Here is a 14,764-nt window from a genome sequence, read left to right on the forward strand (position 1 = left end):
CGATGTCCGGACCCGCGGCGGCGTCCGCGTTCGACCCGTTCGGCGCCGAGCCCCGCGACGACCCCTACCCGGCCTACGCCGCCCTCCGGGACGAGGCTCCCTGCGTCCACCTCGATCGCTACGGCGTCTGGTTGATCTCCCGCTACGACGACGTCGCGGCGGTCCTGCGCGACTGGGAGACGTTCTCGTCCGCGCAGGGGGCGGGCCTCGAGCCCGTCGGCACGCCGGAGGAGGGCGGCGTGATCCTCTCGACCGACCCCCCGGAGCACACCCGCGTCCGTCGCGCCGTCGCGCGGGACTTCACCCCGAAGGCCATCGGCCTGCTGGAACCGCGCGTGCGCGAGCTCGCGGGCCGGGCGCTCGACACGGCCCTGGCCGAGGGTGAGGTCGACTGGATCGCCCGGATCGCGCAACCGGTGCCGACGACGGTGATGGCCGAGCTGATGGGCTACCCCGACCGCCACCGCGAGGAGTACTGCCGGTGGGCGTCGACGATCTTCGATTCGATGGGCTGCCCGGCCGGCGGGGGGACACCCGCTCTCGCGGAGGCCACCGAGGGGCTGTTCGGCTTCGTGGCCCGGATCGCCGCGGACGGGGAGTACGTCGCCGACGGGTGGGCCGACCGGATCGTGCAGGCGGGCGGGCGCGGCGAGCTCGGTCAGGGCGAGGTCGTGTCCCTGCTCGGCGGGATCTTGGTCGCGGCGATGGACACCACGGTGAACATGCTGGGCAACCTCGCGCACACCCTCGCGACGCATCCGGACCAGTGGGCCCGGTTGGTGGAACGCCCCGAGCTGGTGCCGGCGGCGATCGAGGAGTCCCTCCGGTTCGAGTCACCGGTCCAGCCGGGGTTCTTCCGGGTCACCACGGCCGAGACGACCGTCGCCGGCGTCACCCTCCCGGCGGGGTCGCGCGTCATGGTGGCCTTCGGTAGCGCCAACCGGGACCCCCGGCAGTTCGCGGACCCGGACCGGTTCCTCGTCGACCGGAACCCCGACGACCACCTCGCCTTCGGGCGCGGCGTGCACTTCTGCCTGGGCGCGCCGGTGGCCCGGATGATCGGGAGGGTCGTGCTCTCCGAGCTCGTCGCGAACGCGGCCGAGATCCGCCTCGCGGGGCCGTCGGTCCGCAAGGACAACCGCATGCTCCGGGGGTTCGACAGCCTGCCCCTGGCCCTCCGGCCCCGGCACCCCGAAGATCGATGACATCGATGACATCGATGACCGGACCGCGATCGCGGTAGCGTGTGGCGCCCCTTGGAGGAGGTGGCGTCGACGATGGACCGCGACTCCCTGCTGCAGCAGCTGGACCTGAACCTGCTCGTCGCGTTCGACGTCCTGATCAGCGAGTGCAACGTGACGCGGGCGGCGGAGAGGTTGTCGGTGGGGCAGCCGGCGATGAGCGCGTCGCTGGCGCGGCTGCGGAAGTTCTTCGGCGACCCACTGCTGGTGCGCGAGGGACGGACGCTCACCCCGACCCCGACCGCATTCGAGCTGGTCGGGCCCATCCGCGACGCGCTGGACACCATCGAGTCGACGGTGCGTGCGACCCGCGAGTTCGACCCGCGCACCGACCAGCGGACCTTCGCGCTGATGGCCAGCGACTACGTGCTGCTGGTCCTGCTGCGCCCGCTCCTGGCTGCGCTCGAGGCGGAGGCACCGAAGCTGCACCTGAACGTCCGGCCGGCCACCTCCGACGCGGTCGAGCGTCTCGCCCGCTCCGAGCTGGACCTGCTCATCCTCCCCACCGAACTCGCGGCCCGGGGCTCCGAGGTGCGCTCCGCGTCGCTGTTCACCGAGCGGTTCGTGATCGCCGTCGACCGGGACCACCCCGACGTTGGGGAGCACATCACCGCCGACCAGTTCCGCACGCTCCCCTACCTCGCCTACGACGGGGCCCCCGGGATGACGATCAGCGAGCTGCGGCTCCGTCGCCTCGGGATCGACCGCCACGTCGACGTGCACACCCAGAGCTTCGTCATCCAGCCGCTGATGCTGCCGGGCACGCGCCTGATGGCGTTGCTGCACGAGCGTCTCGCCACCGCCTTCGCGTCCCACCTGCCGATCCGGCTGCTCGAGCCGCCGTTCGAGGTGCCGCCGATGATCGAGGCGATGTTCTGGTCGCCCCGCACGGACGCGGACCCCGCGCACCGCTGGCTGCGCGACCGCGTCCGACGCGCCGCGGCGGCCATGGCCGGCTGAGGTCCGGTCATCGATGCGACCGATGGCTCGCATCGACACGCGTCACTAACTCCCGCCGTCCGGACGCCCCTAGCGTCGTCGGCACATCCCGAGGGAGGAGCGCCATGACACGGGCACTGGTCGTCGGGGGCGGGATCGGTGGGCTCGCCACCGCCACCGCCCTGGCCTCCCGGGACATCGACGTCGAGCTCGTCGAGCGCGAGTCGGAGATCCACGCGCTCGGCAGCGGCATCACGCTGCTCGGCGCCGCCCTCCGGGCGGTGGACCGGCTCGGGGTCTACGAGGAGTGCCTCGCCCACGGCTACGCCATGGACGACTTCGAGCTGTTCGACCCGGCGGGCCGTCCGCTCACGAGCTTCCCGCTCCCGAAGTCGGTCGGGACCGACCACCCCGGCATGGTCGGGATGATGCGCCCCGAGCTCCACCGCATCCTGCTCGCCCGCGCGCGGCGGGCCGGGGTCACGGTGCGCACCGGCGCCGAGGTCACCGGCGTCGAGCACCACGGCGGCTCGTCGACGGTCACGCTCGGAAACGGTGAGCGCGCGCGCTACGACCTCGTGGTCGGCGCGGACGGCCTGCGCTCGACCGTGCGCCGGCTCGTCCACGGGGACGTCGAGATCCGCTTCCTGGGGCAGGGCATCTACCGGGTCGTGCTGCCGCGGCCGGCCGAGCTGACCACGGAGTGCCAGATCGTCGGCGACGAGGAGACCACGATCGGCTTCACGCCCACCGGGCCGGACTGCATGTACATGTACGTCCTCTTCCCGATCGACGCGACCTTCCGGCCCGACCCGGAGGACCTCCCAGAGGCGGTGCGCGAGCGTCTCCAGCCGTTCGGCGGGTTCGCCGCGACGGCCCGCGCGGAGCTCGGCGACGCGACGCCGATCAACTACACGCGCTTCGAGAACCTCCTCGTCCCGGAACCGTGGCACCGCGACCGCGTTCTCGTGTTGGGCGACGCCGCGCACGCGACGACCCCGCACCTCGCCGCCGGCGCGGCGATGTGCCTGGAGGACGCGGTCGCCCTCGGCGAGGAGCTCGGGGCCGGCGCGGGCGTCGACGACGGCCTGCGCACCTTCGGCAAGCGCCGGTTCGACCGATGCCGGTACGTCGTGGAGACCTCCGCGCAGATCAGCTACTGGGAGACGCACCCGGGCACGCCCGGCGCGGACCACGCCGGGCTGATGGGCCAGGCCTTCGCGCAGCTCGCCCAGCCGTTCTGATGTCGACGTCCGTGAACCCCCTCCTGACCTGGGAGTTCGATCGCGCCGCCGTCCGCACCGTCGGGTGGGCTCTCCAGCGGCCCGAGTGCATCCTCGCCGAGCGCGACGGGACGCTCTGGACCGCGGACGCGCGGGGCGGCGTCGTCCGGATCGGGCCGGACGGCACCCAGGATCTGGTCGCGGCGCGCCCGTCGGGGCGCTTCGACACCGACCGCGACATGGCGGGGAGCCTGCTCTCGGGCACGCTGCCCAACGGTCTCGCCTTCACCGACGGCGGCGACATCCTGATCGCCAACTTCGGGACCGACGCCCTCGAGGTCATGGACCGGGGCGGCACGGTCCACACCCTGCACGACTCGATCGACGGCGAGCCCCTAGGCAAGGTCAACTTCGTCGTGCGGGACCGGCGTGGCCGCATCTGGATCACGGTGTCGACGATGGTCAACCCGTGGAGCGAGGCGATCGGTCGGCACGTGGCCGACGGGTACGTCGCCGTCCTGGACGAGCGCGGCCTGCGCGTCGTCGCCGACGGCTTCGCCTTCACCAACGAGATCCGCTTCGACGCCGAAGAGCAGTGGCTCTACGTCGCCGAGACGACCGGCAAGCGTGTGACGCGCCTGCGGATCGCCGACGACGCCTCGGTCGCCGAGCGCGAGGTCTTCGGGCCGAGCTCTCTCGGCGACGGCCTCGTCGACGGCATCACCTTCGACAGCTACGGCAACCTCTGGGCGACGATGATCTTCGCCGACCGCCTGGTCGCCCTGACGCCCGAGGGCCGTCTGCTCGAGCTGTTCTCCGACGGCGACCCCGAGGCCACCGCGCGCTTCGAGGCGGAGTTCGCCACCGGGGAAGCGGTGAGCTTCGAGACCCTGTCGCGTACCGGCGGCACCCTCGCGCCCTGGCTCGCCAGCGTCACCTTCGGCGGCCCGGCCCTCGACCAGGTCTACCTGGGCAGCCTGCGCGGGACGACCCTGCCGTGCTTCCCCTCCCCCGTCCCGGGGCTGCCCCCGATCCACTGGTGAGAGGAGACGCAGCAGTGTTCGAGATGTTCCCCGGCAACTACGTGTGGAACCTGTCGGTCAGCATCGCGCTGAACACCGGCGCCCACATCAGCGAGGTGGCCGAGGCCTGCGCGCCCGTCCTCGACGCCGCCCGCGACGGCGAGGACGCGGGCACCGAGCTGTTCTTCCGCTCCTGGACGGCGGTGGCCGACCGCCTCGCCGAGCTCGCGCGGGAGGACGAGGCCGCAGGTCACTCCCTCTCGGCCGGCGCCCGGTACTACCGCGCCGCGGTGCACTACCTCACGGCAGAACGCCTGCAGAGCAGGCACTACACCCCGCGCCGTACCGCCTACCGCGCGATGCTCGACGCCTTCGAGAAGGCCATCACGCTCGACCGGCACGACACCACCCGAGTCGAGATCCCCTACGGGTACACGAGCATGCCCGCGCTCTTCGTCGCCGCGCAGGGCGTCGACGGGCCGGCGCCCTGCATGGTCTTCACCAACGGGCTGGACAGCATGAAGGAGATGGTCCACGGCTCCGGGATGCCCCGGGAGCTGGCGCGGCGGGGCGTCGCCTCCCTCGTCGTGGACCACCCCGGCAGCGGCGAGGCGCTCCGGCTGCAGGGGCTGACCGGACGACACGACAGCGAGCACTGGGCCGCGCCGTGCCTCGACTGGCTCCAGACCCGCGACGACGTCGACCGCGACCGCGTCGGCGTCATCGGCTGGTCACTCGGGGGCTACTACGCGCCCCGTGCCGCCGCGTTCGAGCAGCGCTTCCGTCTCTGCGTCGCCTGGGGCGCCAACTACAACTGGGGCGAGCTGCAGAAGCGTCGCCTGGCCCGCGAGGGCGACCGCCCGGTCCCCCACTACTGGGACCACGTCCAGTGGGTCTTCGGTCAGGACACCCTCGACGAGTTCATGGCGTTCGCCCCGGCCATGAGCCTGGTCGGGGTCACCGAGAAGATCACCGTGCCGTTCCTGGTCACCCACGGCGCGAACGATCGGCAGATCCCTCGCGAGTACGCGATCGCCCAGTACGAGACCGCGGTCAATAGCCCGAAGCGCGAGCTCAAGTGGTTCACCCCGAGGGAGGGCGGGGTCGAGCACGTCAGCGCCGACAACATGCCCGCCGCCACCGGCTACATCGCCGACTGGATCCACGCCACCCTCTGACCGTGCTTCAGCGGCTGATCCCGAAGGAGACGGCCCTGTCGGTCGGGTCGTCGGATTCGGCCAGCACCTCGGTGACCCGGGCGAACAGGGGCCGAGAGCGGTGTCGCCCCAGAGCCACTGGTGGACGGCGTCGCCGGAGTCGTCGGGGCGCATGACGAAGCGGGCCTCGACGCAGAGTCGGGGTGAGGATGACGGCGTCCACCCCGTCGGCGAGCAGGAGATCGGCGGCCTCCTCGGCGGTGTCGACCACGACGGCCGCCGGGTCGGGCTGCGCGCCCATGAGCGACGTCCCCGCTGCTCAGCGGCCGTCCCCGAGGTGGGACGCCTCAGCCGTCCCACCTCGGGGACGGCCTGCTCAACCGCGGCGCGGGCACTCCCCTGCCCCGCCGAAGCGTCGTGTTAGTGCGTAGCCCCCTCGGACACACGTACTAACCCCCCGGGCCCGGCGCCACGGTGACATCCACCGCGTCGATGCGCTGGGACTCGTCGCCGACCGATCGGTTCGCTCGACCTCGTCGTCCTGCTCGTCATCGGGGCGATCGGCTTCGGGATGCGCCGCTTCGGGCTCCCGGTGCTGCCCGCGATCATCGGCGTGAACCTCGGGCCCGACGCCGAGCTGCAGCTGCGGCGTGCGCTGCAGATCAGCGACGGCGACGTCACGACCCTGGTGTCGACGCCGTTGTCGATCACCGTGTACGTGATCATCGTGCTGCTGCTCGTGGTGCCGGTGGTGCTGCGGGGACGGCGACGCCGCCCGACGACCGACGACCGCGAGACCGAGTCGGTCTGATCAGCCCTTCTCGACCAGCGGCGCGACCTCGGTGCCGAGCAGCTCGATGGAGTGCAGCAGGTCGTCGTGGGCGAGGCGTGGGTTGGTCATCTGCAGGTTGATCCGCTCGACGCCGCCGAGCTGCTCGGAGACCCGCAGGACCTTCTCGGCGACGGTGCGCGGATCGCCGACGAAGAACGCGCCCTCGGGGCCCCGCATGGCGTCGAACGCGCGCCGGGTCGGCGGCATCCCGCCCCGCTCGGCGGCGACCTGCGTGAACATCTCCTGCCAGCCCGGGTAGAAGGCGTTGGTGGCCTCGGCGACGTCGTCGCCGACGAACCCGAAGCAGTGCAGGCCCACCCGCAGCGCCTCCGGCGGGTGGCCGGCGTGCTCGCCCGCCCGTCGGTAGAGGTCGATGAGCGAGGCGAACTGCCTCGGCTCGCCGCCGATGATCGCCACCATGAGCGGGAGCCCGAGCAGCCCGGCCCGCGCGAACGACTCGGGCGTGCCACCCACCCCGACCCAGATCGGCAGCCGCTCCTGGCTGGGCCGCGGGTAGACCGGCTGATCGTTCAGGGCAGGGCGATGCTTCCCCGACCAGGTCACCGTCGGCGACTCGTTGATCTTGAGCAGGAGGTCGAGCTTCTCGGTGAAGAGGTCGTCGTAGTCCTCGAACCGCAGTCCGAAGAGCGGGAACGCCTCGGTGAACGAACCGCGCCCGACGACCAGGTCGACCCGGCCGCGCGAGATCAGGTCGATCGTCGCGAACTCCTGGAACACCCGCACCGGGTCGGCGGCGGACAGCACCGTGACGGCGCTGCGCAGCCGGATGTTCTCGGTGCGCGCGGCGGCGGCCGCGAGGATCACCGGCGGCGCGGCGTCGAAGTACTCGCTGCGGTGGTGCTCGCCGATGCCGTAGGAGTGCAGGCCGACGCGGTCGGCGAGCGCGATCTCGGAGAGCAGGTGCTCGAAGCGCTCCTCCGGGCCGATCACCCGCTCGGTGGCGGGGTCGGTGACCCGGGCGACGAAGCTGTCGACGCCCAGGAGGACGTTGTCCGCCATCAGAGTGTCTTCTGGAGACGCTCGGCGAGGGTGTTGACGAACGCCGTCGGCTCCTTGAGCTCGCCGCCCTCGGCCAGCAGCGCCATCCCGTAGAGCAGCCGCGCGACGTCGGGGTCGGCCTCGCCGGCGCCCTGCTTGTCGCGCAGCCCGCTGACCAGCGCGTGCTGCGGGTTGAGCTCGAGGATCCGCTTGGTGACCGGCGGCTCCTGGCCCATCGCGCGGTACATCTTCTCCAGGGTCGGCGAGAGGTCCCCGGGATCGCCGACGAGGCAGGCCGGCGAGCTCGTCAGCCGCGTCGAGAGCCGCACCTCCTTGACGTCGTCGGCGAGCTCGGTGCCCATCCAGGTCAGGAGGTCGTCGAAGCCCTCGGGCTTGTCCTCGTCGCCGCCGAGGTCGACGTCGCCCTTGGCGATCGAGGCCATCGGGGTGCCGTCGAACTCGGTGACGGCGTCGGTCCAGACCTCGTCGACCTGGTCGGTGAGGAGCAGGACCTCGTAGCCCTTGGCGCGGAACGCCTCGATGTGCGGGGAGTTCTCGATGCTCCCGCGCGTCGTCCCGGTGAGGTAGTAGATCGACTCCTGGCCCTCGGGCATCCGCTCCTTGTAGGCCTTGAGCGTGGTGTTCTCGTCGGGCGAGTGGGTGGACGGGAACGCGCTGGCGCCGAGGATCGCCTGCTGGTTGTCCGGGTCGGTGAGCAGGCCCTCCTTGAAGGCCCGGCCGAGCTCGGCCCAGAACGTCGCGTACTTCTCCGGCTCGTTCTCCTGCAGGGCGGCGACCGTCTGCAGCACCTTGCGGACCAGCCGCTTGCGGATCGCCTGGATCTGGCGGTCCTGCTGGAGGATCTCGCGCGAGACGTTGAGCGAGAGGTCGGCGGCGTCGACGACACCCTTGACGAAGCGCAGGTACTCGGGAACGAGCGCCTCGCAGTCGTCCATGACGAAGACGCGCTTGACGTAGAGCTGCACGCCCCGGCGGGCCTCGCGCATGAACAGGTCCATCGGCGCGTGCGCGGGGAGGAACAGCAGGCCCTGGTACTCGAAGGTGCCCTCGCCCGAGAGCCGCATGGTCTCCAGCGGCTCCTGCCAGTCGTGGCTGACGTGGCGGTAGAACTCGGTGAGCTCCTCGTCGGTGACCTCGGAGCTGGGCCGCGCCCACAGCGCCTTGCGGGAGTTGATCGTCTCCGGCTCGGGCTCCGGAGTCTCGTCCGTGGCGGGCGGGGTCATCCGGATCGGCCAGGTGATGAAGTCCGAGTAGCGCTTCACGATGCGGCGCACCGTCTCGGGCTTCGCGTAGTCGTGGAGGCTGTCCTCCGCGTCCTCGGGCTTGAGGTGCAGCGTGATCGACGTGCCCTGCGGGGCGTCCGCGACCGGCTCGAGGGTGTAGGTGCCCTCGCCGGTGGACTCCCAGTGCACGCCCTCGTCGCTGCCGGCCTTGCGGGTCACCATCTCGACCTTGTCGGCGACCATGAAGCTCGAGTAGAAGCCGATGCCGAACTGGCCGATGAGGTCCTCGGCCCGCCCGTCGTCTTGCGCGGAGTCCTTGGCTTCGCGGAGCTGCTGGAGCATCTCGGCGGTGCCCGACTTCGCGATCGTGCCGATCAGCTCGACGACCTCGTCGCGCGTCATGCCGATGCCGTTGTCGCGGACGACGAGCGTGCGGTGCTCGGTGTCGGGCGCGCTCGGGGCGAGCTCGATCCGCAGGTCCGAGGTGTCGACCTCGAGATCCTTGTCCTGGTAGGACGCCAGGCGCAGCTTGTCCAGCGCGTCGGACGCGTTGGAGATCAGCTCGCGGAGGAAGACGTCCTTGTCGGAGTAGATCGAGTGGATCATCAGCTGGAGCAGCTGACGGGCTTCGGCCTGGAACTCGATCGTCTCGCTCATGCGTCCTCTCCCGCGGTGGGTCGTCCGTGCACCGTCGAGGATATCGACCCGTCGGCGCGGGGTCCGGCGGCCCGGCCGTCCGTGGGTCACACCGGGAGCTCGCTCGGCAGGGCGCGGACGTGCAGGAGGTCGAGGCGTCGCTCGACGATCGAGCCCACAGGCCAGCCGGCCACGTACTCGGCGAGGTCGTCGGCCTCGTCGGTCGAGCAGCAGGCGCAGGGATCCCACCCCTGGGCCTGCAGGGAGGACCGGATCGCCTCGACGTACTCCGCACGGGTCAGGGGCACCTCGGCGACCCGTGCCGTCGTCGTCGCCCGGTGCGAGTTCAGCCCGGCGAACCCGCGCCCGCAGCCGCAGCCCCCGTCCGGATCGTCCCGGTCCTTCCGGCAGACCTCGCCGACGCGGACGAGCTCGCCGTCCGTCGCCCAGTGGTAGTCGTGCGCGCGTGCGCCCTGCGTCTCGGCCGTCGCCACCAGCACCTTCATCGCGGCCTCCCTCGTCCGTGCCGTGCCACGAGGGATAGCACCGACCACCGACAGCGCCGCTCGGCGTCAGGTCGCCCCGCCGCCGGAGACCGACACGACCTGCCCGGCGTCGTCCGCGAGCATCGCGTCGGTGTCGTACATGTTGTTCCGCACGTGGGCGGATCCCAGGGCGTTGACCTGCACGTTGTGCGGCGCGACCTCGGCCCCGACGGCCTGGGGGAACGCGTTCTGCGCCCCGCGGGCCGCCACGACGGGCGGTCCCACGTAGCGATCGGCGTGCGTCACGAGCACGCGGCGTCCCTCGAGCCGTCCCGGCATCGCGCGCTGTCCTTCCCTGGGGATCCGTCAGGGGTGATCGTTCCCGGGAGACGGCGGTTCACGCCGGTTGCGCGCGACCGATCGACGTGATCGCTCCGGGTGCTCCGTCGACCCGATGTCACGGGGTGCCCGGAGCACCTGGGCGGATCATGGCCCCGATCAGAGGTCGAGCGCGGCCCGGAGCGCGCCGTCGATCCGGGTCAGCGTCGTCGTGTCGAGCACACCGAGGCGTTCGCCCACCCACGCGCGGTAGAGCCGGGTCAGGTCGCCGGCGTAGGCGACGCGCCCGTCACCGACCGGGATCGCCAGCATGTCGCCCGGGTCCTGCGCCCGCAGCTCGATCCCGAGCAGCCACGGGCGGGGCGAGTCGTTGATGCCGTCGCTGGAGCAGCACGACGGCGCGGCGCACATCGGGTGACGACGGACGGGTGTAGGCGCGGAGCTCACCCCGTCGCACGGACCTCGTCCTCCGCCGCGGCGAGGTCGGCGTCGTCGGCGGCGGCCTCGCCTGCCGGGTCGCCCCACGCGGTGCCCGCGCCCTGGCGCACGGCCTCGCGCCGGGCTGCGCGGGACAGCCACGCCGACGTCGACAGGCCCGCCCGCCGCGCCGACGCCTCGGCGAGCTCCACGGCGGTCTCGTCGAGCGAGTACGTGACCTTCCGGGTCGCCATACCTTTCACCGTAACCTCTCACCGTACCGCGGGCCGGGGTGTTCTCGGCGAGATCGCTCCCGGTGCTCCTCCGGGGCGAGGTCATCGACCCGCCGGAGCACCGGTGGCGATCACGCGCCGCGTCCGCACCGCCCACCACGCGAGCGCCACCGCCGTCCCGACGATCGCCATCCCCAGCGGGACGTGCACCGAGAGCATGCCCGTGTAACCGATCGCGACCTGGGCCGTCTCGGCGACCACGAGCACCACCGACACCGCGATCGGCCAGGGCGAGAGGCGGCCCGGGCGCCAGGCGAGGACCGCGAGCGGGACCTGCAGCATCGCGACGAGAAGCAGGGTCCCGCCGACGGCCTGGTGGACGACCAACCCGGCCGCGGACGCCTGGAGCAGGGCGCCGGCGGCGAACGCCTGCACGACGGTCATGGCCGCGTGGAGCACCGCGACGACCCGGAGGGCGCCGGCCGCCAGCCCGCTAACCATGCGCGTGTCCGACGATCTCCGAGGGTCGCTGACCAGGGTCGACGACGAGGAACTGGAGCATCATCCCGTCGTCCTCGTGGCGGAGCAGGTGGCAGTGGATCATGTAGGGCACCTCCGGGTCGGCGTACGGACCGACGCGCACCAGTAGCCGCACGGTGCGTCCCGGCGGGACGGCGACCGTGTCCTTCCACGCCCGCTGCCCCGGCTCGATCACCTGGAGACGGGCGTCGTGCACGTGGATGTTGTGCGGCAGCGTGTGCCGGTTGGTGAGCTCCCAGACCTCGGTCGCGCCGGCGTCGAGCACCTCGTCGACGCGGCGCATGTCCATCGCCAGCCCGTTGATCCGGTTGCTGGACAGGACGAAGCGGCGGGTGTGCCCGGCGGCGGCCTCCGCGAGCGGAGCCTCGCGGCTCAGCGTCGCCGGCACCGGGAGCGAGGACTCGAGCCGGTCGGCGGGGCGCAGTTCGAGCAGGTCGAGGGTGTCGTGCCCGCCCGCGGCGTTCGCGATCCCGTTGACCGCGCCGAGCCCGTCGGGCAGCGAGCGCAGCATGGCGCGGCGCCCGGGGGCGAGCTCCACCACGACCTCCGCACGCTCGCCGGGGGTCAGCAGGACGTCGGGCACCACCCGCGGCGACGGGAGCAGCCCGCCGTCGGTGCCGACGAGGGTCAGCGGGGCGTCCAGGGCGAGGCGGTAGCTGCGCGCCGGGGAGGCGTTGAGGACACGCAGGCGCACGCGGGTGGTGCGCAGGTCCAGGTACGGCGCGACCGTGCCGTTGACGAGCACGGTGTCGCCGAGCAGCCCGACGGCGTTGCGGTGCGCGGTGTCGAAGCTGCCGTCCGGGGCGAAGGAGCGGTCGGTGAGCACGACCGGGACGTCGTCGACGCCGTAGCGGTCGGGCAGGTCGACTCGGACGTCGTCGTCGACGAGGAAGAGCCCGGCGAGCCCGCGGTGCACGTGGCGTTCGGTCCGGCCGTGGGGGTGCGGGTGGTACCAGAGCGTCGCCGCGGGCTGGTCGATGCGCCAGGACGCCTCCCAGGTCTCGCCCGGCGCGATCGGCTGGTGGGGGCCGCCGTCCATGCGCGCCGGCAGGGTCATGCCGTGCCAGTGGGTCGTCGTGGTCTCGGGCAGGCGGTTGGTGACGCGCACGACGACCTCCTCGCCGCGCCGGGCCCGGATCGTCGGCCCGCCGAACGGCATCCCGCCGTAGCCCCAGGTCGGGGTGGTCGGGCCGTCGAGGAACACGCTCTCGCCGGGGGCGGCGGTGAGCTCGACGACGCGGCGGCCGGCCTCGCGCCGTGTCGGTGCGAGGGGCGGGATCGCGAGGGGATGCTGGGCGGGGCGTTGCCGGACCGGTGGCGGGCCGGTCGAGCACCCGGCCGCGGCGAGACCGGCGAACGCGCCCGCGGCGAGCGTGGCGCCGAGGAAGCGGCGTCGGGAGAGGGGGCGGGACACGGCGACGAGACTCGCCGCGGGACGGGCCGGCCACGTCGGCGTGACGACGTGTTCCGGGCGTACGCGCGGGGGCGTAGGAACCCCGGGATCCCCGGGGCCCGCGATCGAGCGCGTGGCGTTACGGACGTTGAGTGTCAGCGACGCCACGTCGCTGACATCTCGGGGGTGGGCGTCGAGTGCGTGGCGTGACGGACAAGTAGAGGTCTGCGGAGCCGCTGCGCGGACAACTCACCGGCGCGGGACGACCGCCCCGGACTCGTAGGCGATGACCACGAGGGCCGCGCGGTCGCGGGCGTCGAGCTTGGTCAGCAGGCGACCGACGTGCGTGCGGGCCGTGGCGGTGCTGATCACGAGGCGCGCGGCGATCTCGTCGTTCGTCAGCCCGCCGCCGACCAGGGCGAGGACCTCGCGCTCGCGGGGCGTGAGGACGTCGAGGCGGGCCGCGGGCACCAGGGGCTGCGGGCGGGCGGCGAACTCCGCGATGAGCCGGCGCGTCACGGCCGGGGCGAGCAGCGCGTCGCCGCGGGCCACGAGCGTGATCGCACGCACGAGATCGGAGGGCTCGGCGTCCTTGAGCAGGAAGCCCGCCGCGCCCGCGCGCAGCGCGCGGTAGACGTACTCGTCGAGGTCGAAGGTCGTGAGCACGAGCACCGCGGTGCCGGCCAGGGAGGGGTCGGCGACGATCGTCTCCAGCGCGCTCAGGCCGTCGACGCCGGGCATGCGGACGTCCATCACCGCCACGTCGGGGCGGGTCGCGCGGACGAGCGCGACGGCCTCGCCGCCGTCGGCGGCCTCGCCGACCACCGCGAAGCCGTCCTCGGTCTCGAGCAGCACGCGCAGGCCGGCGCGGACGAGCTGCTGGTCGTCGGCCAGCGCGACGGTGATCACCGCGGCACCGGCAGGGACGCCTCGACGACCACACCGTCCGTGTCCGACGACACCGACGAGCGCCCGCCCACCGCGGCGGCGTGCTCGGCGAGGCCCCGCAGCCCGTGGCCCGGGACCAGTTCCCCCGCCGCCCCGCCGTCGTCGGCCACCCGTATCCGCAGCTCGTCGGCGTCGCGCACCAGGTCGACGACGACCCGGCGCGCCCGCCGGGAGTGGCGCACGGCGTTGGTGACCGCCTCGCGCACGATCCGGAACGCCGCCCCGTCGACGGCCGCGTCAGGGCGTCCCGCGCTCCCCCGCACCTCGACCTCGACCCCCGCCAGGCCCGCGACGCGCACGACCTCGTCCAGGCGGTGCACCCCCGGCGCGTCGACCGGCCCGGCGTCGCGCAGGACGCCGAGGACGTTGCGCAGCTCGGTGAGCGCGGCGCTGCTGGCCTGCTTGATCTCGAGCAGCGCGGCCACGGCCTGCTCGGGGCGGCGGTCGGCGACGTGGGCACCGACGCCCGCCTGCACCGCGATCATCGCGAGGCTGTGCGAGACGACGTCGTGCACCTCGCGGGCCACGCGCAGCCGCTCCTGCTCGACGCGCCGGCGCGCCTGCTCGTGCGCCCGCTCGACGGCCGCGGTCTGGGCCCGCCGCAGCCCGCCGACGGCGACCCCGATCGCGACGGTCACCACGATCCACATGACGTGCTCCGGCGCGCTCGCCACGGGCCGCCCGTCGATGAGGCGCTCCAGCCCGACCCAGGCCACGAAGAGCAGGACGCCGACACCGACCGAGCGGGTCCAGCTCGACCGCGTCGCGACCGTGTACATCGCGACGGCGACCATCAGCGAGGCCGGGCCGTCCGGGTAGGCGAGCCAGTAGTACGGCGCGACCGCGGCCAGGGTCAGGACGAGCACCACCAGCGGGGCGCGCCGCCGCCACGCCAGCACGAGGGCCGCGGCGGCGATCAGCAGTGCGCCGCCGGGCCACCACGGGCGGTCCGGCGAGGTGGCGGCCATCGCCGTGCCCGCGAGGCACAGCGCCCCGAGCGCCGCGGCCAGCGCCGCGTCGGCCGGCGGCGGGCACCACCGGGACCGGGCGAGACGGACGATCGGGGTCACCCCGACGACGCTAGGGGGCGCTCGGGGCCCTGTCGTCAGCGTCCGG

The 14,764-nt window shown here is 73.1% G+C and carries 16 protein-coding genes and 1 pseudogene; 6 read left to right on the top strand and 11 right to left on the bottom strand.

Translation table 11 applies throughout. From position 1 onward, the window contains the following. The first annotated feature begins 2 nt into the window (after positions 1-2). The 5 genes from AC2A1K_RS06710 (at position 3) to AC2A1K_RS06730 (ending at position 5,603) form a co-directional block, all read left to right on the top strand. Positions 3-1,205: a cytochrome P450 gene (locus AC2A1K_RS06710; protein ID WP_483895856.1), complete on the top strand. Its 1,203-nt coding sequence runs from the start codon at positions 3-5 to the stop codon at positions 1,203-1,205. Between the two features lie 72 nt (positions 1,206-1,277). Beyond that, a complete protein-coding gene (locus tag AC2A1K_RS06715; RefSeq protein WP_483895543.1) occupies positions 1,278-2,201 on the top strand; it encodes a LysR family transcriptional regulator in 924 nt (307 codons plus the stop codon). Between the two features lie 104 nt (positions 2,202-2,305). Next, positions 2,306-3,424 carry an FAD-dependent monooxygenase gene (locus AC2A1K_RS06720; RefSeq protein ID WP_483895544.1) on the top strand — a complete coding sequence of 373 codons (1,119 nt, stop codon included), beginning with the start codon at positions 2,306-2,308 and terminating at the stop codon, positions 3,422-3,424. A gap of 11 nt (positions 3,425-3,435) precedes the next feature. Beyond that, positions 3,436-4,446 (top strand): SMP-30/gluconolactonase/LRE family protein, encoded by a 1,011-nt coding sequence (locus AC2A1K_RS06725; protein ID WP_483895545.1) that lies wholly within the window; start codon positions 3,436-3,438, stop codon positions 4,444-4,446. A gap of 23 nt (positions 4,447-4,469) precedes the next feature. After that, a complete protein-coding gene (locus AC2A1K_RS06730; RefSeq protein ID WP_483895857.1) occupies positions 4,470-5,603 on the top strand; it encodes an alpha/beta hydrolase family protein in 1,134 nt (377 codons plus the stop codon). A 7-nt stretch (positions 5,604-5,610) separates the two neighbouring features. On the opposite strand, the gene AC2A1K_RS06735 is transcribed toward AC2A1K_RS06730, so the two are convergent. Beyond that, on the bottom strand, positions 5,611-5,883 hold the full coding sequence (locus AC2A1K_RS06735) for a hypothetical protein (RefSeq protein WP_483895546.1): 273 nt from the start codon (positions 5,881-5,883) through the stop codon (positions 5,611-5,613). Between the two features lie 225 nt (positions 5,884-6,108). Between AC2A1K_RS06735 and AC2A1K_RS06740 the strand changes: the two are divergent. Next, positions 6,109-6,393, top strand: a pseudogene (locus AC2A1K_RS06740) (tripartite tricarboxylate transporter permease); the annotation flags it as partial. Here AC2A1K_RS06740 and AC2A1K_RS06745 read toward each other — a convergent pair. The 10 genes from AC2A1K_RS06745 to AC2A1K_RS06790 all read right to left on the bottom strand — a co-directional run bounded on the left by AC2A1K_RS06745 (position 6,394) and on the right by AC2A1K_RS06790 (position 14,718). Then, entirely contained in the window at positions 6,394-7,434 is a 1,041-nt protein-coding gene (locus tag AC2A1K_RS06745; protein ID WP_483895547.1) for an LLM class flavin-dependent oxidoreductase, read from the bottom strand. After that, positions 7,434-9,314, bottom strand: a complete 1,881-nt coding sequence (gene htpG, locus AC2A1K_RS06750; protein ID WP_483895548.1) for a molecular chaperone HtpG — start codon at positions 9,312-9,314, stop codon at positions 7,434-7,436. The genes AC2A1K_RS06745 and htpG overlap by 1 nt, the downstream gene beginning before the upstream one ends. 86 nt (positions 9,315-9,400) lie before the next feature. Beyond that, the gene (locus AC2A1K_RS06755; RefSeq protein ID WP_483895549.1) at positions 9,401-9,799 is read right to left on the bottom strand and encodes a DUF7715 family protein; all 399 of its coding nucleotides are present in this window, start codon (positions 9,797-9,799) and stop codon (positions 9,401-9,403) included. Between the two features lie 66 nt (positions 9,800-9,865). Beyond that, positions 9,866-10,117 (bottom strand): hypothetical protein, encoded by a 252-nt coding sequence (locus AC2A1K_RS06760; RefSeq protein WP_483895550.1) that lies wholly within the window; start codon positions 10,115-10,117, stop codon positions 9,866-9,868. A gap of 159 nt (positions 10,118-10,276) precedes the next feature. Then, entirely contained in the window at positions 10,277-10,528 is a 252-nt protein-coding gene (locus AC2A1K_RS06765) for a hypothetical protein (RefSeq protein ID WP_483895551.1), read from the bottom strand. A 32-nt stretch (positions 10,529-10,560) separates the two neighbouring features. Next, entirely contained in the window at positions 10,561-10,788 is a 228-nt protein-coding gene (locus tag AC2A1K_RS06770; protein WP_483895552.1) for a hypothetical protein, read from the bottom strand. An 81-nt stretch (positions 10,789-10,869) separates the two neighbouring features. Further along, positions 10,870-11,268, bottom strand: a complete 399-nt coding sequence (locus AC2A1K_RS06775; protein WP_483895553.1) for a hypothetical protein — start codon at positions 11,266-11,268, stop codon at positions 10,870-10,872. Next, a complete protein-coding gene (locus AC2A1K_RS06780; protein WP_483895554.1) occupies positions 11,261-12,721 on the bottom strand; it encodes a multicopper oxidase family protein in 1,461 nt (486 codons plus the stop codon). The genes AC2A1K_RS06775 and AC2A1K_RS06780 overlap by 8 nt, the downstream gene beginning before the upstream one ends. Positions 12,722-12,949: 228 nt before the next feature. After that, complete coding sequence (locus AC2A1K_RS06785; RefSeq protein ID WP_483895555.1) at positions 12,950-13,609, bottom strand: response regulator; 660 nt, start codon at positions 13,607-13,609, stop codon at positions 12,950-12,952. After that, the gene (locus tag AC2A1K_RS06790; protein ID WP_483895556.1) at positions 13,606-14,718 is read right to left on the bottom strand and encodes a sensor histidine kinase; all 1,113 of its coding nucleotides are present in this window, start codon (positions 14,716-14,718) and stop codon (positions 13,606-13,608) included. The genes AC2A1K_RS06785 and AC2A1K_RS06790 overlap by 4 nt, the downstream gene beginning before the upstream one ends. Positions 14,719-14,764: the final 46 nt, after the last annotated feature.

This window comes from Actinomycetospora sp. 2LY8.5 (assembly GCF_057180585.1).